This window comes from Bariatricus sp. HCP28S3_A7, assembly GCF_052066375.1.
Taxonomy (GTDB): Bacteria; Bacillota; Clostridia; order Lachnospirales; family Lachnospiraceae; genus Allocoprococcus.
Map to the genome: position 1 here is coordinate 26,812 of NZ_JBQHSG010000013.1, position 19,845 is coordinate 46,656.

20 protein-coding genes are annotated in these 19,845 nt (G+C 42.7%); 8 read left to right on the plus strand and 12 right to left on the minus strand.

Features of this window, described 5'->3' with window-relative positions:
- Positions 1 to 10: 10 nt before the first annotated feature.
- The 6 genes from rplI to ACTNA4_RS10100 all read right to left on the minus strand — a co-directional run bounded on the left by rplI (position 11) and on the right by ACTNA4_RS10100 (position 6,564).
- Positions 11 to 457 (minus strand): 50S ribosomal protein L9, encoded by a 447-nt coding sequence (gene rplI / locus ACTNA4_RS10075; RefSeq protein WP_427819954.1) that lies wholly within the window; start codon positions 455 to 457, stop codon positions 11 to 13.
- On the minus strand, positions 458 to 2,506 hold the full coding sequence (locus ACTNA4_RS10080) for a DHH family phosphoesterase (RefSeq protein WP_441029891.1): 2,049 nt from the start codon (positions 2,504 to 2,506) through the stop codon (positions 458 to 460).
- A complete protein-coding gene (locus ACTNA4_RS10085) occupies positions 2,397 to 2,684 on the minus strand; it encodes a hypothetical protein (protein WP_427819953.1) in 288 nt (95 codons plus the stop codon). Before ACTNA4_RS10085 ends, ACTNA4_RS10080 begins: the two co-directional genes overlap by 110 nt.
- Positions 2,685 to 3,328: 644 nt before the next feature.
- Positions 3,329 to 4,348, minus strand: coding sequence for a UDP-glucose 4-epimerase GalE (gene galE / locus ACTNA4_RS10090; protein WP_427819952.1), 1,020 nt, complete (start codon positions 4,346 to 4,348; stop codon positions 3,329 to 3,331).
- 186 nt (positions 4,349 to 4,534) lie between these two features.
- On the minus strand, positions 4,535 to 5,638 hold the full coding sequence (locus tag ACTNA4_RS10095; RefSeq protein WP_427819951.1) for a phosphotransferase enzyme family protein: 1,104 nt from the start codon (positions 5,636 to 5,638) through the stop codon (positions 4,535 to 4,537).
- Positions 5,638 to 6,564 carry a nucleotidyltransferase family protein gene (locus ACTNA4_RS10100; protein ID WP_441029892.1) on the minus strand — a complete coding sequence of 309 codons (927 nt, stop codon included), beginning with the start codon at positions 6,562 to 6,564 and terminating at the stop codon, positions 5,638 to 5,640. The genes ACTNA4_RS10095 and ACTNA4_RS10100 overlap by 1 nt, the downstream gene beginning before the upstream one ends.
- Positions 6,565 to 6,875: 311 nt before the next feature.
- On the opposite strand from ACTNA4_RS10100, the gene ACTNA4_RS10105 reads away from it, so the two are divergent.
- Positions 6,876 to 7,793: an AraC family transcriptional regulator gene (locus tag ACTNA4_RS10105; protein WP_427806879.1), complete on the plus strand. Its 918-nt coding sequence runs from the start codon at positions 6,876 to 6,878 to the stop codon at positions 7,791 to 7,793.
- A gap of 69 nt (positions 7,794 to 7,862) precedes the next feature.
- Here the strand turns inward: ACTNA4_RS10105 and rpsR are convergent, their stop codons facing one another.
- The 6 genes from rpsR to ACTNA4_RS10135 all read right to left on the minus strand — a co-directional run bounded on the left by rpsR (position 7,863) and on the right by ACTNA4_RS10135 (position 10,761).
- Entirely contained in the window at positions 7,863 to 8,126 is a 264-nt protein-coding gene (gene rpsR / locus ACTNA4_RS10110; RefSeq protein ID WP_178037364.1) for a 30S ribosomal protein S18, read from the minus strand.
- Positions 8,127 to 8,143: 17 nt separating this feature from the next.
- The gene (locus ACTNA4_RS10115) at positions 8,144 to 8,578 is read right to left on the minus strand and encodes a single-stranded DNA-binding protein (protein ID WP_427806880.1); all 435 of its coding nucleotides are present in this window, start codon (positions 8,576 to 8,578) and stop codon (positions 8,144 to 8,146) included.
- A gap of 13 nt (positions 8,579 to 8,591) precedes the next feature.
- On the minus strand, positions 8,592 to 8,879 hold the full coding sequence (rpsF, locus tag ACTNA4_RS10120; protein ID WP_427806881.1) for a 30S ribosomal protein S6: 288 nt from the start codon (positions 8,877 to 8,879) through the stop codon (positions 8,592 to 8,594).
- A gap of 101 nt (positions 8,880 to 8,980) precedes the next feature.
- Positions 8,981 to 9,175 (minus strand): DUF951 domain-containing protein, encoded by a 195-nt coding sequence (locus ACTNA4_RS10125; protein WP_427806882.1) that lies wholly within the window; start codon positions 9,173 to 9,175, stop codon positions 8,981 to 8,983.
- A gap of 29 nt (positions 9,176 to 9,204) precedes the next feature.
- A complete protein-coding gene (gene srtB, locus ACTNA4_RS10130) occupies positions 9,205 to 10,323 on the minus strand; it encodes a class B sortase (RefSeq protein WP_441025480.1) in 1,119 nt (372 codons plus the stop codon).
- 144 nt (positions 10,324 to 10,467) lie between these two features.
- Positions 10,468 to 10,761 carry a hypothetical protein gene (locus ACTNA4_RS10135; protein WP_427819949.1) on the minus strand — a complete coding sequence of 98 codons (294 nt, stop codon included), beginning with the start codon at positions 10,759 to 10,761 and terminating at the stop codon, positions 10,468 to 10,470.
- Positions 10,762 to 11,107: 346 nt separating this feature from the next.
- On the opposite strand from ACTNA4_RS10135, the gene ACTNA4_RS10140 reads away from it, so the two are divergent.
- The 7 genes from ACTNA4_RS10140 (at position 11,108) to ACTNA4_RS10170 (ending at position 19,795) form a co-directional block, all read left to right on the plus strand.
- Positions 11,108 to 12,424, plus strand: coding sequence for a Na+/H+ antiporter NhaC family protein (locus tag ACTNA4_RS10140; protein WP_441029893.1), 1,317 nt, complete (start codon positions 11,108 to 11,110; stop codon positions 12,422 to 12,424).
- Between the two features lie 102 nt (positions 12,425 to 12,526).
- Positions 12,527 to 13,387, plus strand: a complete 861-nt coding sequence (locus ACTNA4_RS10145) for a phosphoribosylaminoimidazolesuccinocarboxamide synthase (protein ID WP_427806888.1) — start codon at positions 12,527 to 12,529, stop codon at positions 13,385 to 13,387.
- Positions 13,388 to 13,477: 90 nt separating this feature from the next.
- On the plus strand, positions 13,478 to 14,407 hold the full coding sequence (locus ACTNA4_RS10150; protein WP_441029894.1) for an AraC family transcriptional regulator: 930 nt from the start codon (positions 13,478 to 13,480) through the stop codon (positions 14,405 to 14,407).
- On the plus strand, positions 14,380 to 15,270 hold the full coding sequence (locus ACTNA4_RS10155; protein ID WP_427806890.1) for an AraC family transcriptional regulator: 891 nt from the start codon (positions 14,380 to 14,382) through the stop codon (positions 15,268 to 15,270). Before ACTNA4_RS10150 ends, ACTNA4_RS10155 begins: the two co-directional genes overlap by 28 nt.
- Before the next feature lie 95 nt (positions 15,271 to 15,365).
- The gene (locus tag ACTNA4_RS10160; RefSeq protein ID WP_441029895.1) at positions 15,366 to 17,624 is read left to right on the plus strand and encodes a glycogen/starch/alpha-glucan phosphorylase; all 2,259 of its coding nucleotides are present in this window, start codon (positions 15,366 to 15,368) and stop codon (positions 17,622 to 17,624) included.
- A 182-nt stretch (positions 17,625 to 17,806) separates the two neighbouring features.
- Positions 17,807 to 19,285 carry a hypothetical protein gene (locus tag ACTNA4_RS10165; protein ID WP_441029896.1) on the plus strand — a complete coding sequence of 493 codons (1,479 nt, stop codon included), beginning with the start codon at positions 17,807 to 17,809 and terminating at the stop codon, positions 19,283 to 19,285.
- Between the two features lie 225 nt (positions 19,286 to 19,510).
- A complete protein-coding gene (locus tag ACTNA4_RS10170) occupies positions 19,511 to 19,795 on the plus strand; it encodes an alpha-E domain-containing protein (RefSeq protein WP_427819946.1) in 285 nt (94 codons plus the stop codon).
- Positions 19,796 to 19,845: the final 50 nt, after the last annotated feature.

A 19,845-nucleotide genomic window follows, 5' to 3' on the forward strand; every position in this document is an offset into this window, starting at 1 on the left:
ACAGCTCCCCCTATGCCTCTCCTACATGTACTTTCAGCTCTGCCGTTACTTTCGGATGCAATTTTACCGGCACAAGATGCATTCCAAGTGTTTTTATCGATTCTTTTAATTGAATTTTCTTTTTATCGATATCAATTCCCATCTGCTCTTTGACAGCAACTGCAATCTCCTTTGATGAAACAGAACCAAATGTCTTGCCGCCTTCCCCGGTTTTGATCTTCAGTTCTACTTTACCTTCTCCAAGTTTTGCTGCCAGTTCCTTTGCAGCATCAAGATTTTCCTGAGCAACTTTTTCCTCATTCTGCTTTTTCAGCTTCAGATCATTCAAATTCTTTCCATTTGCTTCAACCCCAAGCTTTTTCGGTAAAATAAAGTTTCTTGCATATCCGTCATTTACATTTACAATTTCTCCTTTTTTCCCAAGAGACTTCACGTCCTGCATTAAAATAACTTTCATCTAGATATCTCCTTCTTCAATCATAATATCAATTGTTTTCTTAAGTGTCTCGATTGCTTTCACCATATCGGTATGTTCGAACTGCGCCCCGGCTGTATTGATATGTCCGCCTCCGCCCAGTCGTTCCATAATGATCTGAACATTTACCTCATCAATCGATCTTGCGCTGACATAAATCTTTCCGTTATATACAGTAAGTACAAAGGACGCTTTGATTTCCTCAATATTGAGAAGTTCATTTGCCGCCTGTGCACCAATGATCGTCGGGCTTTCAATTCCCAGATGTTCTCCTCTGGCGATTGCATAAACATCCCTGTAAACTTCTGTACTGCTGATAACCGATGCTTTCGCTCTATAAGAAGCCATGTCGTCCCGGAGAAGTTTGCGAACATAGGTAATATCCGCTCCACATCTTCGCAAATATGCTGCCGCCTCGAATGTACGTACTCCTGTCCGATTCATAAAATTATTCGTATCAACCAGAATACCTGCATACAGACTGTTTGCTTCCATCACAGTCATCTTCAAATCGTCTGCAATATACTGCAAAACCTCTGCAACCATTTCACAGGCAGAAGAAGCATACGGCTCAATATAAGACAAAACCGCATTTTCAATCACTTCATCGCTCTGGCGGTGATGATCCAGAACCGCAATCGTCTTCGTCATGCGAAGAAGCCGTTCGCATTCCGTCATCTTTGGCTTATTCGTATCCACTACAACAACCATCGTATTTTCATCCGCCAGTTCCTCCGCCTCTCGGGGGGTGACAAACAGATCCTCCGGGTATGCTGTATTATTAGAAAATGCTTCATACAATGGCCGTAATGTTACCGAAATATCATCCAACACGATATTGACCTTCTTCTCCATCGCAGATGCCGCACAATAGATTCCGATTGCTGCGCCAAAAGAGTCTACATCCGGTATCTTGTGCCCCATAACGATCACACGCTCTTTTGCAATGATAAACTCCCGGAGTGCCTCAGCCTTGACACGGGCTTTCACACGCGTATTTCTGGAAGTCTGTTCACGTTTTCCGCCATAATAAGTAATTCCTTTGCAATTTTTTACAACTGCCTGATCACCACCACGGGCAAGAGCCAAATCAATTGCAACGCGGGCATAGTTATACCCCGCCGAATATGTGTCCTTGCTCAGTCCCAATCCGATACTGAGCGTAGCCGGAACCTGATTTCCAATATTTACGTTCTTCACATCGTCCAGAAGCGAGAACCGATCCGCTTCCATCCGATTGAAACTTTCCTTCTTAATTACAATAAAATACTTATCTTTCTCCAGCTTCTTTGCAATACCATTCAGATTTGCAATATACTGGTTGATCTTACGGTCGATCAGAGCCACCAGAAGAGACTGACGAACCTCTTCCACACTCTCCATCACTTCATCATAATTATCGATGTAAATCAGTCCGGCAACAAGGCGCTGTTCCTCATTTTCACGAATATAAGCATTCAATTCGGTTACATCCTGCAAATGAACTGCAACGAAATATTCCTTCTCTTCCGGAAATTCCAGCAACTGTTCAGATTCATTAAAATCCTCCACAGATACATATTGGATTTCTGCCTGATAATCCTTGTCCTTGTAACCGAATTCCAGATTGACCGTCTCCCCTTCTTCCTTCGGGAAAGCACTTCGGTTCAGTTCCGGAATATATCTGCTCAAATACGCATCTTTTCTCTTTTCTTCTCCCAACACATCGTCAAACTGTGTATTGGTCCAGATAATCTTACCATCACTTTGCAATATTGCATATGGTATAGACAATTCCTTTAACAGTGTATTCTGGACTACGCTGTACTGCGCAGCGAACTCCACCATGTCCGCCAGTACCAGCGATTTACTGTAAAAGTACATGACAGTCACACACGCAGCATACACGAGAACAAATACGCCCATGACGATTCCGGCTTTCTTATCGATCCAGAAAATCCAGATATTCATCGCTATCAGAAATAGCGTCATGATTGACGGCCACTGCATATAAAATTTTAATTGTCCTTGTAATTTGATATCCTGCTTCATAATAGTCATTCCTCATAATCAGCTGTACTGGTTGAACTTCGTTCTTTCGCTCACGGGCTTTCGCCCTATGAAAATCATAGCCCGCAAGCTTGCCTGCCAGCAGGCAGTCTGTCACTTTTGGTTTTCGTTTGGTTTTTCCCCGCCGTGCCAAGCTCAAGAACTTCGTTCTTTCGCTCACGGGCTTTCGCCCTATGAAAATCATAGCCCGCAAGCTTGCCTGCCAGCAGGCATCTTGCTATCTCTGATTTTCGCACGGCTCATTGCCTACTTGAACATTATAACACCTTTCTTTTGTTTAGGGAAGTAGAAATGATTTTGTATCTTTATTCTAGTGTGCTGGCGTGAAGTTTTGTTTGGTATCAGGATGGTCTATATAATCCACACAATGAACTCATCTAATTCAAGCCATCATGTATCCAACACCACAATTCCACCTCCGTGGCTGCTCCGATAGCCAAAATCATAAGCATTTACGGCAAATAGTACAACAATTGTTAATTAGCACGTAGTATTCAGCACATGTTACGGCACACACCAAAAAATCCATAAAATGCTACGTAATGTCCCCTCTTTTCTCCGCGACTTCTCAGAGTTCCCTCCCCATTTGAAAAAGTCAGCCCGAAGAAGGGCGCATAGATTGATATCGAACAATCCAGTCGTGCTTAGCGGAGGTGAAATCCGGTGCTTACGCAGTCTTAGGTGCGAGGGCATTCCCGAGCACCTTAGTCTGCGTTAGCAACTAGTTCACCGCAGCGTCACGACGTTCGCTATCAATCTATGCGCCCTTCTTCGGGCGTCCCTTATTCAAAAAAACACTTTTTATTATTTTGTATTATATCCATCTGGATTCTGGCTCTGCCATCTCCATGAGTCTTCACACATTTCTTCGAGTCCGCGCTCTGCAACCCATCCGAGTTCTTCTTTTGCCTTCGTTGCATCAGAATAGCAGGTTGCGATATCGCCAGGTCTTCTTGCTTTGATCTGGTAAGGAATCGGTTTTCCACATGCTTTTTCAAATGCATGAACCATATCCAATACGGAATATCCGGTTCCGGTTCCAAGATTGTACACGCATACACCGGCTTTTTCTTCAATCTTCTTAAGTGCTTTTACGTGGCCGATTGCAAGGTCTACAACATGGATGTAATCACGCACGCCGGTTCCGTCATGTGTATCGTAATCGTCGCCGAATACGCCGAGGCACTCCAGCTTGCCGATAGCAACCTGAGTGATATACGGAATCAGATTGTTCGGAATTCCCTTCGGATCTTCTCCCATCAGACCGCTCTTATGTGCTCCAATCGGGTTGAAGTAGCGAAGAAGCACTACATTCCATTCCGGGTCTGCAGTATGCAAATCTGTCAGAATCTGTTCAAGCATCCATTTTGTCCATCCGTATGGATTGGTACAGGTTCCTTTCGGGCATTCCTCTGTGATCGGAATGAATGCCGGATCTCCGTAAACAGTAGCTGAAGAGCTGAAGATAATATTTTTAACGCCATGATTGCGCATCACTTCACAAAGAGTGAGCGTTCCGCCGATGTTATTCTGATAGTATTCCAACGGTTTTGCTACAGACTCACCTACTGCTTTCAGTCCGGCGAAATGAATAACGGAATCTATGCTTTCTTTTGAGAAAATCTCATCCAGCGCAACTCCATCCCTGATATCTGCCTGATAGAAAGTTACCTTTTTCCCGGTAATCTTCTCCACACGTCTAAGTGCTTCCTCAGAAGAATTGCATAAGTTGTCCACAACAACTACGTCATAGCCTGCATTTAAAAGTTCTACGCATGTATGACTTCCAATAAATCCAGCTCCACCCGTTACTAAAATTGCCATGATCTAATCCTCCTATATGTTCGAATCATTTCTTCTAAACTTACTATATCATACTTTTCTGAAATAGGGAATACTTTTTACTAAATTTTTCAATTATATTTACTAAAAATATTGGTCGTTTTACTAAACGCCCATCCTTTTATATAAGATAAAAGCCCTTGCCGGACAAGCACGGGCTCTCTATCTTTATTTGTACTTATCAATAATCTCACGCATGGTATCCCATTTAGCTTCCATATCCTTAACCAACTTGAACTGAGTTCTGCAGCGATCCAGGTTATGATTTTCGCGATGGATCTTAAAATAAGTATCCCCCTGCAGGTAATCGGTCAGGAAACGCATACCACATTCAAAGGTCATGACCATAGCGCCCGTTGGCATCAGGTCGATTTCCTTCTCTGTCAGTTTACCTCCACAACCCTCAATAAATCCCTTTGCATAGAGATCGAAGAGTTCCATATCGCAGGAAACTTTCGAAAGATCCTGTTCATCTTCCGTAGCTGTACTCGCTCCGAAACGGATCGAATCACCGAAATCATTCATGGCAAGTCCAGGCATAACCGTATCCAGGTCGATTACACAGATGCCTTTCCTTGTCTTGTTATCAATCATGATATTGTTCAGCTTCGTATCATTGTGCGTAACACGGAGCGGGATCTCTTTCTTTTCCAGCAGATCCGCGAACACATTTGCCAGATGTTCATGCTCCAGAACAAACTGAATCTCCTTCTGTACAGAAGCAGCACGTCCGCATACATCATCTTCCACCGCTTTCTTAAATACCTGGAATCTTGCTTTTGTATCATGGAATCCTTCAATCGTCTCATGAAGCGTTTCTGCCGGATATTCTGCAAGGAGTCTCTGGAAATTACCAAAAGCGACTGCACTCTGATAAAAGTCTTCCGGACTTTCTACCTGATCGTAACTGGTTGCATCCGTAATGAATTTGTAGGATCTCCAGTATTCACCTTCAGAGTCTACAAAATATGGCATATTATCAACGGTACGGATCACATTCAGTGTCTCACGGTCCGGATCCCCTCCGTTTTCAATAATCTTCTTGCGCAGATAAGAAGTCACGTTCAGGATATTCTCCATAAGTTCTATCGGTTTTGTGAAAATGTTCTTGTTCATTCTCTGTAAAATAACCTTGATCGTTCCCATTTCTGCGATTTCAAATGTCAACAGATATGTATCATTAATATGCCCGCTACCATAAGGTCTTTCATCGATCAGCACGCCTTCATACCGGAACTGGCCTATCGCTTCATCAATTTTTCCTTTTCCCATTATGCTTCCCCCCAAAGTTTCTCAGGATAACGTCCTTCTGCCTTCATTTTCTTAATTGCCTGAACTACAACCGGTTTGTCTTCTTTATAAGTCACCCCATACCATTTATCTGCAGAAGCCAGAACTGCAACCGTTGCACGTCCTTCTTCCAGAAGTGTACTTACGACAGCCGGAAGGAAATATTCACACTTCATCGGATTTGATGCAAGTCCCTTTTCCAGAAATGCCGGGAATCCAGCCTTGATTTCATCTAGAATGCTGCGTGTGAATCCCCACATATTCATAGACACCAGTGTATCTCCCGGAAGTTCGGTCCATGACGCTCCATCATCTTCAGAATAAGCGATTCCACCGTTTCTCTTCTCAATACGTGTTCTTTCTGTGATGCGTACCAGTTCTCCGGCCTCATTCGTATCACACACTCCACGTGCCACATGACCATTGTCCGTAACCGTATTTTCCAGCTTATATCCTACCATCGTGTAACGATATTTATCATCATCCTCATGAGTTGCAAGATAATCATAGATAACCTGGAACGCATCTCTTCCATAGTAGTCATCTGCATTAATTACAGCGAATGGCCCGTCTATCTCATCGATCGCGCTCAGAACCGCATGAGCCGTTCCCCACGGTTTCATACGTCCTTCCGGCACTTCAAATCCTTCCGGAATATTGTGCAGATCCTGATATACATAAGCAACCTCCATCTGCTCTGCCATACGATTTCCGACAGCCTCTTTAAAATCTGCTTCATTTTCTTTTTTGATAATGAAAACAACTTTTTCAAAGCCTGCGCGCTTTGCGTCAAAGATGGAGAAGTCCATGATGATATGTCCCTGCTCATCTACCGGATCAATCTGTTTGAGTCCACCGTAACGACTTCCCATTCCTGCCGCCATGATTACTAATACTGGTTTTTTCATTTTCCATCTCTCCCTACTTTTATTTTCGTTTTACTTACTTTAACTAAGTCCATAATATAACTTTTTCTCTCTTTCGTCTTTATATAATCAATCTCTAAATTTGTCTTATTATATCCTTATATATAGATTATTTCCGATTATTTGCACATATGTGAAAAATTCATTTGTATTATCTTTTTATCATTTTGCACTATCAGCCACTTATGATTGATTTTTTCCGAGCATTGGTTTAATATACTTATTGAGAATATATATTTCGGTTCAATGACTCTGATTATTTATCATTCGCACCGTCACACTGGAGGCAATATATGGGTTATATTGGCGTACAACTTGAAGATTCCATTCATATTGATGAATTATACACTGTTCATTATTTTGAGTACATGAATAATTTTTCTTTTGCAGGTGAATCCCACAATTTCTGGGAGTTTCTCTATGTAGACAAAGGAGAAGTCGGTGTCATTACGGAAACGACCTACCACCTGCTAAAAAAGGGCGATATTATTTTCCATCAGCCCAATGAGTTCCACGCAGTAAAGGCAACCGGTGATTCTGCCCCCAATCTGGTCGTGGTATCATTTGCATCGAAATCGCCAGCCATGAATTTTTTTGCCGGTAAGATCCTGCGAATTGATGAGTTGGAGCGAAACCTTCTGGCAGATACGATCATCGAAGCAAGAGACTGCTTCGCGTGTCGCCTGGATAATCCGTATCTGCAGCATATGGAAAAGAAAACACCAAATTCTTTCGGGGCAGAACAGATGATACGACTTGATCTGGAGCACCTGCTGATTCATCTGGTCCGCCATAATACCAATCCGATTGTTTTTAAGAAAAATTTCCCAAAACTCCCTCCCAAGTCAACCACAAGCCGGAGCGATACCGAGATTTTCAACCGGGTGGTAAATTATCTGGAAGCCCATATTCACTCGCATGTGACCATAGAGCAGATCTGCCGCGATAATCTGATCGGACGTTCGCAGCTTCAGAAGATTTTCCGCGAAAAATGTTCCAAGGGAGTCATCGAATACTTCTCATCCATGAAAATCGATGTGGCCAAGCAGATGATCCGAACAAATCACATGAACTTCACCCAGATTTCCGAACAGCTCGGTTATACTTCGATTCATTATTTTTCCCGGCAGTTTAAGAAAATCACCGGGATGACTCCTTCCGAATATGCCTCTTCGATCAAGGCCATGGCAGGCGGCAGTTTTGATGATTAACCGAATACACGCAAAACAAAAAGGCTGAATTCCCGGAAAATTTCCCGAGATTCAGCCTTAATATTTTAATTAATCCTGAACGTATGGCATTAAAGCGATATGTCTTGCTCTCTTGATTGCTACTGTAAGAGCTCTCTGATGTTTTGCACAGTTTCCTGTGATTCTTCTCGGAAGGATCTTTCCTCTTTCAGAAACATATTTCTTTAATTTTGCTACATCTTTATAATCGATTTCGTTGTTCTCTTTACCACAGAATACACAAACTTTTTTTCTTCTGCGTCCGCCTCTTCTCTTCATCGGAGAATCTGGTCTGTTTCCTTTTTCGAATGCCATTTTGCACATCTCCTTTCCTAGTTAAAAGGTAATTCCTCATCAATTCCGTCCGGAATATTCATGAAGCCGTCACCAGCATCTACGCTTGGTGCCGGAGCCGGGGCGTTCTGATAAGACTGTGCGCCGCTCGCATTCTTGCTTTCTGCAAATTCCTGCTCCTCAACAACAACCTCTGTTGTATAGACCTTCACACCATCTCTGTTGGTATAGCTTCCGGTCTGGATTCGTCCGCAGACCGTAACGCGCATTCCCTGACGGAAATAACGTTCTGTAAATTCTGCGCTCTTACCGAAAACAACACAGTTGATAAAATCTGCACTCTGTTCTCCGTCACGCTTGAATCTACGGTCTACAGCCAATGTATATCTTGCAATAGCGAGAGCATTCTCACCTTGTGAATATCTTACTTCAGGATCTCTTGTCAAACGTCCCATTAAAACCACTTTATTCATACGCTGCCTCTTTCTAAGCTTCGTCTTTCACGCATAAATATCTGATTACACCGTCCATGATACGGATTCTCTTCTCAACTTCGCCCGGTGTAGTTGTATCAGATTCGAAGTGGACAAAGTAGTAATAAGCTTCTTTCATTTTCTGGATTTCGTAAGCTAATCTTCTCTTTCCCCATTCATCAACGTCAGTTACGTTACCGCCGAAACGTGTTACAAGTGCTTTCACCTTTTCGATAACTTCTGCTCTGGCGTCGTCTTCGAGTTTTGCGCTGACAACAACTGCTAATTCATATTTGCTCATGTCCTGCACCTCCTTATGGTCTCTGGCTCCCGGATTCGCCGGGAACAAGGATAAAAATAGTATATCACAAGTTGGTATGATACCATAAATCAACACACGTTTCAAGCTTTTTTTCTAATTTCTTTTGTATTTTTCTCCACAAGTTTTCTGGAAACCATCACCTGATGTCCGCATCCCTGGCATTTCAGCCGGAAATCTGCTCCCACGCGCAAGATCTCCCACTCCGAGTTTCCGCAGGGATGTGGCTTTTTCATCCGGATGATGTCTCCCACTTCGAATTTTACATCTATAGCCATCTTCTCCTCCTGTTTTTCAATTTTGTTTCCTAATTTTTGACCTCAACCAGCATCCCGTGAACGACTAAACGTTCATCATTATTCGCCTTTGTACAGGTTGAAAGCGTTACAATTTTGGAATCCAGATCCGGTTCCACACCTGTATCGTAAAAGCTGGATTCTTTTGTTATTTGAAGGAATGACCGGAACGCCTCATCATCCGCAAATTCATATGTATAATTCTCAGCTATATCTTTTACAATGCCCGCAGAATAGATCTGATATTTCAGCTGTGCGCCATCCGGAGTATAAATATAAAAGCAAGGATATTTCTTCCAGAACTCTTCACTTTCATATTCATCCAGTTCATTAAACATCGTTCCGTTATTCATATGATGTCCGTAAATAATTGTATTTCTGTCAGTAAAATCCGGATTATTATCCACATTAACGAAAATCGTTCCAACCGTATTCTCATACCCCTTAAACGTCTTCGACAAATATTCACTGTTGTCTTTTCCCTGAACTACCGGATAATTTATAATCGCAGGTTCATCGAAACGAATCCATGCCACGACGTCCGGGTTGATTTCCTTCAACGCGTCAAAGTCCACCTGATAACGATCCGCTTCCTCTTGATCAATGCTCACAACCGTTTTCTCAATTTCGTCATATTCTGCTTCTCCTTTGTGATATCCATAATAAATATCAAACAACTGATAAGCTGAGTATGCAAAAACTGCCAGAGCAATAATCAAAATGATCTTGCTGATAACTCCAGCCGCCTTTGAGCCTTTACTGTGCCGTTTCCTTGGGCCTCTTCTGTGCGTTTTCTTTTTGTGTCCCGTGCTTTTTCCAGCCATATGCTCTGATTGCATTTCTTTTTCCTGTATGCCGGTATGCTCCGCATACTCTTTTTTCGGACGTTTTCTACGCTGTTCTTCGTTCATTCCTTCCGGGCGTCTTTTCGGGCGTTCATTCATCATACCTTCCGAATGTTTTCGCCGACGTTCTTCTCCCGCTCCTTCCGGACGCTTCCTACGACGTTCTTCTCCTGCTCCTTCCGGACGCTTCCTACGACGTTCTTCTCCTGCCCCTTCCGGACGCTTTTTTCTATTTTCTTTCTGTATATCTTCTTTTTTTATTTCCCTATTTTTTTCTTCTTCCATTACTGCCTCCCGGGAATCTTGTTATAACCAGAAGTATAACACACTTTTTAGACTTTTTTAATAAGAAGTTTATTGATTCCACAGAAAGTCTGTGTAAAATAATAATATACCTTTTACCACAACACTACTATAAAGATTGGATGATTAGAAATGAAAGAAAAATTTATGCGTTTTATGTATGGTCGCTATGGGGTCGATTCTTTTGGAAGATTTATGATGTGGACCGGAATTATCATGTTTCTTCTTTCCGGCTTTTTTCGATGGAACTTTTTGTACTATCTGGCGTTGGTAATACTTATTTATACTTATTTCAGAATGTTCTCCAGAAACATTTACAAGAGATCCTCCGAGAATCAATCTTTTCTGAAAGCGACCGCAGGCATTCGGAACTTCTGGTGGAACCAAAAAAAACTTTTCAAGCAGCGTAAGACGCATCATATCTATAAATGTCCTTCCTGCAAACAGAAAATCCGTGTTCCAAGAGGAAAGGGCAAGATTGAAATTCGCTGTCCGAAATGTCAGACTACCTTTATTAAACGCAGCTGATATTCTTAATTTCAATACATAATTTAAGGGAGCATATCACATGCTCCCTTAATCTATATATTTTCGGCATCATTCTGTTGATATTTCGTTTTGTTTCTTTCTGAAATATCATTATATCACTACAGATTTTTTTGCTTCAACTCTTTTCCCCATTTTCGTATAGATATGTTATACTTATGCATAGCGTTGCCTTACACCATTGGTGTATTGCGCAAAAACACAAAAAAGGAGATTTTATATGAAAAAAGGAAATTGGAAAGCACTTCTTCCGATCGGAGTCTTCCTGATCATGTATCTAGGCCTGGGAATTCTTTTTGAATACGGGCTGCATATCACAATGGGCTTCTATAATATTCCCATAGTAGTCTGTTTTCTGGCTGCTCTTCTGGTCGCCTGCCTTCAGAATCCAAAACTGAGTTTTGATGAAAAGCTGAAGGTCATGGCAAAAGGAGTCGGGGATAAGGATATCATCACTATGATTCTTATTTTCATGACCGCCGGAATTTTTGTCGGTGTTGTCGGCAGAAGCAGTGCTGAAAGCGTTGCCTATTTTCTGCTTTCACTGATTCCCGCGCGCTATGCAGTTATTGTACTTTTTATAGTCAGCTGTTTTGTATCTCTTGCCATGGGAACCTCCGTCGGAACGATCACTTTAATCACACCGATTGCTCTCGCCGTAGCTGAAGGTTCCGGTTTTGCCGCACCACTCTGTATCGGTTCTGTCATGAGCGGTGCCATGTTCGGTGACAACCTATCTTTCATTTCCGATACCACGATCGCCGCCTGCAATGGACAGGGCTGTGAAATGAAAGACAAATTCCGTGCCAATTTTGCCATTGCCCTTCCTGCGGCGTTAATCACTCTGTTCGTGTTCTTTATCCGCACCTCAGGGCATGCAGGATCTACGAATTTTCATACCGATTACAACCTGATCCAGGTTATTCCTTATCTGCTCGTCCTGATTGGTGGAATCATCGGCATCAATGTATTTGTTGTCCTTTTGATTGGCATTGCATTCGGCTCCGTCATCATGCTCGCGACAGGCACCACAAAGGCCACAGAACTTCTGAGCCACATGGGAGACGGTGTTTCCAGCATGTATGAGACTACCATGGTCGCTATCCTCGTTGCCACCCTCTGTGCTCTGATTCACGAATACGGAGGATTCACCGCCCTTCTCGGTCTGGTCAAACGCATATTCAAAAGCAGGAAAAGCGGAAAGCTTGGCATGGGGCTTCTTGTTGGTGCAATGGACATTGCCACCGCAAATAATACCGTGGCAATCGTCATGGCTAACCCGATTGCGCGCGAAATGGCTGAAGATTATCAGATCTCTCCCCAAAATGCCGCTTCTATACTGGATACATTTTCCTGCGTCTTCCAGGGGATTATCCCATACGGTGCACAGATGCTTGTGGCAATCTCGGCAGCTGCAGGACTAGGATATGAGATTTCAGCATTTGACATTATGCCGAATCTTTATTACCCCTATCTTCTGCTGATCAGTTCCCTGGTGTTTATCTTTCTTGTTCCGGAACGGGATACAAATAGATAACGGATTGCACAAAATTTCAAAATAGGATTGCATTTTGTTTCAAAATCTGTTTATCTATTAAGTAGAATACATATTAATTTCAACTTAGCGAGGTGTAGAAAAATGAAACCTATCAAAGAAGGAAAAGTCCGTGAGATTTATGATAACGGCGATAGCCTGATTATGGTTGCAACAGACCGTATCAGTTGTTTTGATGTGATTTTGAACAACACAGTGACCAAGAAAGGAACTGTTCTGACTCAGATGTCCAAATTCTGGTTTGATCTGACTCAGGATATTCTTCCAAACCATATGATTTCTGTAGATGTAAAGGATATGCCGGAATACTTCCAGCAGCCACAGTTTGACGGTAACAGCATGATGTGCCGTAAACTGAACATGCTCCCGATTGAATGTATCGTGCGTGGATATATCACCGGAAGTGGCTGGGCAAGCTATCAGGAAAACGGAACCGTATGCGGAATCAAACTTCCGGAAGGTTTAAAAGAATCCGATAAACTTCCGGAACCTATTTACACACCATCTACCAAAGCCGAGATCGGTGACCATGATGAAAATATTTCTTATGAACAAAGTATTACTCATCTGGAAAAATATTTCCCGGGAAAAGGGGAAGAATATGCCGCAAAGCTTCGTGACAACACTATTGCACTTTATAAGAAATGTGCAGATTATGCACTAAACCGCGGAATCATCATTGCAGACACCAAGTTTGAATTCGGTCTGGATGAAGAAGGAAATCTGGTGATCGGTGATGAGATGCTGACTCCGGATAGCTCTCGTTTCTGGCCTGCTGAAGGATATGAACCAGGCCATAGTCAGCCCTCCTTCGACAAACAGTTTGCCCGCGACTGGCTGAAAGCGAATCCGGATAATGACTGGACTCTTCCGGATGAGATTGTTCAGAAAACAATCGATAAATATTTGCAGAGCTACGAAATGCTTACAGGCAAAACACTTTAATATATAAGAAACATTACGAGAATCTTCCCACTGTAACATAATATGGAAGATTCTCGTATTTTTACACCAATAAAAGGAGGTTCTTGAATCATGTCAGATACGCACATTTCCTCTCTCTATGAATACAGACAACATGGAACGCTGGAATTCCCTTATGTTGTCTATCATTTTCAAATTCCGGTTTCCCTGTATTCCTGCCCTATGCACTGGCACGATGAGATGGAATTGATGTTTGTTCAGAGCGGATGCTGTACCGTTACACTGAACAAAGTGCCTTTTACTGTCCACACAGGGGATATCGTGCCAATCCTTCCCGGGATGCTGCACGCCATTGAACAACTCCATGAAGAAACCTGTGAGTACTTCAGTATTTTATTTGATCTAAAGATGTTGGGACAAGATTCGCCTTCCGACTACTGTTACACTACATATATAAAGCCTTATCTGGACGAGCAGATTTCCCTTCCTTTCCGGATTCCTTCCAACCATCCACAGCACGACCGGATTTCCGAGATACTGACTTCCCTTACACAGACTATCTCCGAGTCCTCCCATGGATACGAACTATTCGTGAAGTCTCAGCTTTACCGGATTTTCTGGCTGTTCGAATCACTGGAAGGGCGAACATTACATGCTCCTCCCGACCATTCACAGCTCACCCAGATTAAAAAGATAAAAGAACTACTTCTTTTTATCCACTCGAATTATGCGAGTCCCTTGTCTCTTAAGGGAGCCGCTGATTTCTGCGGCTACAGTGTCTCTTATTTTACAAAGTTCTTCAAGTCATTTACCGGAATGACTCTGGTTGAATACATGAACCATTATCGTCTGGAAAAAGCGTGCGAACTGCTTCTTACCACCGATTTGAGCGTGATTGAAATTTCTGAAAATACCGGTTTTGAAAATCACTCATATTTCATCCGGTTATTTCACAGGCAATATCAGATGACACCTTTGAAATACCGCCGATCAAGTGACAGAAAGGAGCAATTATGTCAGGAACCATCTCTCAGCAGGTAGACAATACTTTAAAAGAGCTCGGCTCTCATGGATCCTTTGAACTACCAGTAGAAACCTACACCGACAACTGCGAGATCTTCCGTTCTCTCTACCTGCACTGGCATGAAGAAATGGAATTTATCTTCATCGAATCCGGAAGCGGACTGGTACGGTTAAACCGAGAGGCACTCCGTGTCAGAGAAGGTGATCTGCTGATTGTGAACCGTGGGGTCCTGCATTCCATGAAAACGGATCCACGCCACATCCTCTACTATAAAAGCATTGTTTTTGATCTGAATTATCTTGCAGGAACCGCCGGGGACTTATGTCAAGAGCGTCTAATCGCTCCGCTGGCGGCAAATCAGGCGGAATTTGTTCATCGTATCACGCCGGATGTCTCCGGCTACGACCGCCTTATGGAGATTTTCGGTCAAATCCACTCTTGCCTTGACAAAAAGGAACCTTATTATTATGTACGTCTCAAGGCACTATTCTACGCATTTTTCTATGAAATGCTCGCAGGAAATTACATCATCACCTCAGACCACGCTGAGCAGAATAAGAGTCTTTCTTCTATAAAAAATGTGCTGGACTACATCAACTCACATTACAATGAACCGTTGAATGCCAAAGAACTGGCAGGGCTTTCCAACTACAGCGAATACTATTTCATGAAACTATTCCGCCAGTATACCGGAAAAACTCTGATTGAATATATCAATGACCTACGTCTGGAAAAATCAAAGACGCTTCTTCTGCATTCCGATGACTCCGTCACAGAAATCGCGCTGGAATGCGGATTTAACAACACAAGCTACTACATCAAGAAATTCCAGCAGGCAAACGGAATCTCTCCCCACAAATTTCGCAAGAACATGTCATAACAGAACAATTTTGTTGTATTTTTCACCTTTCAGGGCGTGCTATAGTCTATACATACACAGTAAACAGACATTTACCCCTGAAAGGAGATACAACAATGAAATCATTAGAAAATTTAATTTTTGACATGTTTGGAAAAGACTGTTCACAGTGTTCAGATGAAGAAATTTACCATGCATTATTAGTTTATACAAAAAAAGCACTTTCTGAGAAAGGCTATCAGGATGGCAAAAAGAAAATTTACTATATTTCTGCAGAATTTCTGATTGGAAAGCTGCTTTCCAATAACCTGATCAATCTCGGTATTTATGATGAGGTTGCAAAATTCCTTGAAGAAAATGGCAAATCTATTTCAAAAATCGAAGAAGTGGAACCGGAGCCATCTCTCGGAAACGGTGGCCTTGGACGACTGGCGGCATGCTTCCTTGACTCCATCGCCACACTTGGACTTCCGGGTGAAGGAATCGGTCTCAATTATCACCTTGGACTTTTCAAGCAGGTATTCGAGAACCACCTGCAGAAAGAAACTCCAAATCCATGGCTGACAGACGAAAGCTGGTTAACACCGACCGGCATTTCCTATATGGTTCCTTACCGCGGCTTTATGCTCAAATCATCTTTATATGACATTGATGTAGCCGGATATCAAAACAAATCCATCCGTCTGCGCCTCTTTGATATCGACATCGCAGAGGAAAGTATTGTCGACGATGGAATTACATTTGACAAAAATGATATTCTCCACAATCTGACCTTATTCCTCTATCCGGATGACAGCGACGATGCCGGAAGAAAACTGCGGATCTACCAGCAGTATTTTATGGTCAGCAACGCTGCACAGCTGATCCTCGATGAAGCAGTAAGTAAAGGATGTAACCTGCACGATCTTGCAGACTATGCTGTTGTCCAGATCAATGATACACATCCAAGTATGATCATTCCGGAATTCATCCGTCTCCTTACCGAAAGGGGAATTGAATTCGAGGAAGCCTGCGATATCGTGACACACGTATGTGCTTACACCAACCACACGATTCTGGCCGAAGCACTGGAGAAATGGCCAATCAGCTATCTGGAAGAAGTTGTTCCTCACCTGATGCCGATCATCCGCCGCCTGGATGAACGTGTCAAGATGCAGTATCCGCAGGAAGCCGTTGCCATCATCGACAAAAACAATCTGGTTCATATGGCACATATGGATATTCATTATGGATTCTCAATTAACGGTGTGGCTGCGCTTCATACGGAAATCCTGAAAAGCAGTGAATTAAAAGCTTTTTATGATATTTACCCGGAAAAATTCAATAATAAAACCAACGGAATCACTTTCCGTCGCTGGCTGCTTCACTGCAATCATGCACTGAGCGATTATATTTCCAGCCTGATCGGTACAGATTATAAGAAAGATGCCTCCGCTCTCGAGAACCTTCTGAAATACAAAGAAAACGAAGATGTTTTAAATACACTTCTTGAAATCAAAACAAATGCGAAGAAAGTATGCAAAGACTTTATTCTGGAAAATACCGGTGTCGAAATTAACGAAAACAGCATCTTCGACATTCAGATCAAACGTCTGCATGAGTACAAACGCCAGCAGCTGAATGCTCTGTACATCATTAATAAATATCTGGATATTAAGGCAGGCAACAAACCCGAACAGCCAATCACTTTCATTTTCGGCGCAAAGGCTGCTCCGGCTTATGTAATTGCAAAAGACATTATTCATCTTCTCCTCTGCCTGCAGGAGCTGATTGCAAACGATCCGGAAGTTGCTCCATACATAAAACTCGTTATGGTGGAAAACTACAATGTAACCGCTGCCGAAAAATTAATTCCGGCCTGCGATATTTCCGAACAGATCTCACTTGCATCAAAAGAAGCGAGCGGAACCGGAAATATGAAGTTCATGCTGAACGGTGCTGTCACACTCGGAACCATGGATGGTGCAAATGTAGAGATCAGCGATCTTGTAGGCCCTGAGAACATTTATATCTTCGGAGAATCAAGCGAGGCTGTGATTGAGCACTATGCAAAGAGTGACTACAATGCTTACGCAATCTACTCTTCTGACGAACGCATCAAGACATGTGTGGATTTCATCGTTGGAGACGAAATGAAAAAGATTGGAAATGAAGAAAACCTGACCAGACTTCACGATGAGCTGGTTCACAAAGACTGGTTCATGACCCTTCTTGATTTCAACGATTACACCGAAACCAAAGAACGCATGCTCGCCGATTACAGCGACAGAACTGCATGGGCCAAAATGATGTTGGTAAATATTGCGAAAGCCGGATTTTTCTCATCTGACAGAACAATTGAACAATATAACAAAGATATCTGGCATTTGAACTAAGAAATGCAAAGCAGCGCGGATCCTACTGAATGTGTTTTACACGGATCCGCGCTTGTTATTGTTCGTTTTAATAATCTGACAAATTCTCGTCAAATCACTGGCACAGGATCCCCGATTTTGATACAATACAATTATAATCGGAAGGTACTACTATACTATTTTCGGATAAATTGAATTTTCTAATGAATCTCACACAGACTTCAAACAAAGAACTTGCGGCCGCCATTTCGGTGGATCGCTCTTTGATCAGCCTTCTTCGCACAGGAAAACGGGGAATGCCTCGAAACCGCGAGCACATTTCACGTATGGCTGATTTCTTTTCCAAACACTGTGTAGCTGACTTTCAGCGTCATGCGCTTTCTGAAATGCTGGAGCAGAGTATTCTGCGTTCTTCCATGCCCTCATCTGCGTTGGCTGAATATATCTTTAAATGGCTTTCCGATGATTACGATATTGTTGAAAATACACTGAGCAGGATATCTCACACTCCGGCTGTCCCTGAACCAAAACACAACATTTCAGCATCGAACCACATTTCGTCTTCTAATGATGAAACAGAATATTTTTATGGCAACAGCGGAAAAAGAGAAGCCATTCATCGATTACTCGGCCTCATGCAAACGCTTGAGCAACCTTCTACGATTCTGTTTGCTTATGACGACAATCTGGAATGGCTGTTCGAGGACTATTCCTTCACCCTTGAACTTCAGTCCAGCTTAATGGAAATTATCACCAGAGGCTTCACGATATGCCAGATCATGCCATCTATCAATTTTATGAATCGTTATGTCGAATCTCTGCGTTACTGGCTTCCGCTTTATGTAACAGGCCAGACGAAGGTATATTATTATCCCCGACTGCGCGATAATCTGTACCGTCATTCCATGATCGTTTTGCCCGGTCATTTTGCAATCTTCTCTACGTGTGTCGGGATGACAAGCAACCCAATCACACTACTTACCACCAATCCGTCTCTCGTTTACGCATACACCGGACAGTATAACGATTATCTGTCCCTCTGCCAGCCGGCACTGACTGTACACAACACTTCGGAAGAACTTATGGATTGTTTTGAGGATTTCTTTTCACAGCCGGGATCCATCGTCCAGAAAGTCTTTCCTATTTCAGCAACTACAATCCCGAGAGAGATTCTGGAACAGCTTCGAGATAAGACCGATCATGTATTATGGAAGACTGCTTATGAAAAGAATTTAAACGAACTATCCTCTTTTGAAGAGCATTTGAAGCATACCCCTTTTATCGACATATGCGAGCTGTCCGACCCGAAGGATATTCGTTCCGGGATGATTCCGATTGCAGCGCCTTACAAAACATACGGCGGGCAGTCTATGTATACCCCGGAAACCTATGTGCTTCATTTAAAGAACATTCTTCGCTTGATGGATACCTATGAAAATTACTATTTCATTCCTTCTAAACCGGACACCAGACATGATTACAATCTCTTCGTCAAAAAAGAAGGAATGGCTCTTCTTGTCCGCAATACTGCTCCGACGCTGATCATAGAGCTGAAAAGACCGGAAATCGTAACCGCCTGCCGTGAACATCTTCTGCGTATGGCGGAACAATACTGCGACGGCATGCAGCGTACGAAAGCCCGCATGCAGATCAACGCCCTGATTCATGATCTTCAGGAATAAAGAAACGACCAGTTTTTGCCAAATTATAAGAAAAGAAAAAAACAGATTGACTCCCGGCATTCTCCGGTACTATAAGAGTTGTATTAAACAAAGGCGTTTTGCATAATTATGCAAAGCGCCTTTTCTATTAGGAATTACAAAGGAGGAGGAGAATTATGCAGGAAATGGATCTTTACAGGCACACCGATACGGTAAACGAACTGCTCGCCCGGTATGGTGTCAAGTTTGGTATTTATAAAAATAACGTATTCCATGAGCGAGAATTTCATCCAGCGTTACTGCTTTGACGCAGATGATATGAATTCCATTTATTCCAATCTGATGCGCGCGTACGACAATGGCATCACATTGCGCGAATCCATCGGAAGCGAAACACTTTCTTATATTCAGCTTGCAGTTTATGAGCTGAACAAGGCGCGCGTTTCACAGTCACCTCTTATCGAGCTTCAAAAAGTCATGGACAATATCCTCGCGTTCTGGGGTATTGCAGATGATCCGGCATTTTCGTAAAGACACGCTCTCATGGCGGTTTTGTCCGGAAGGGAGACGAAATCGGTCAG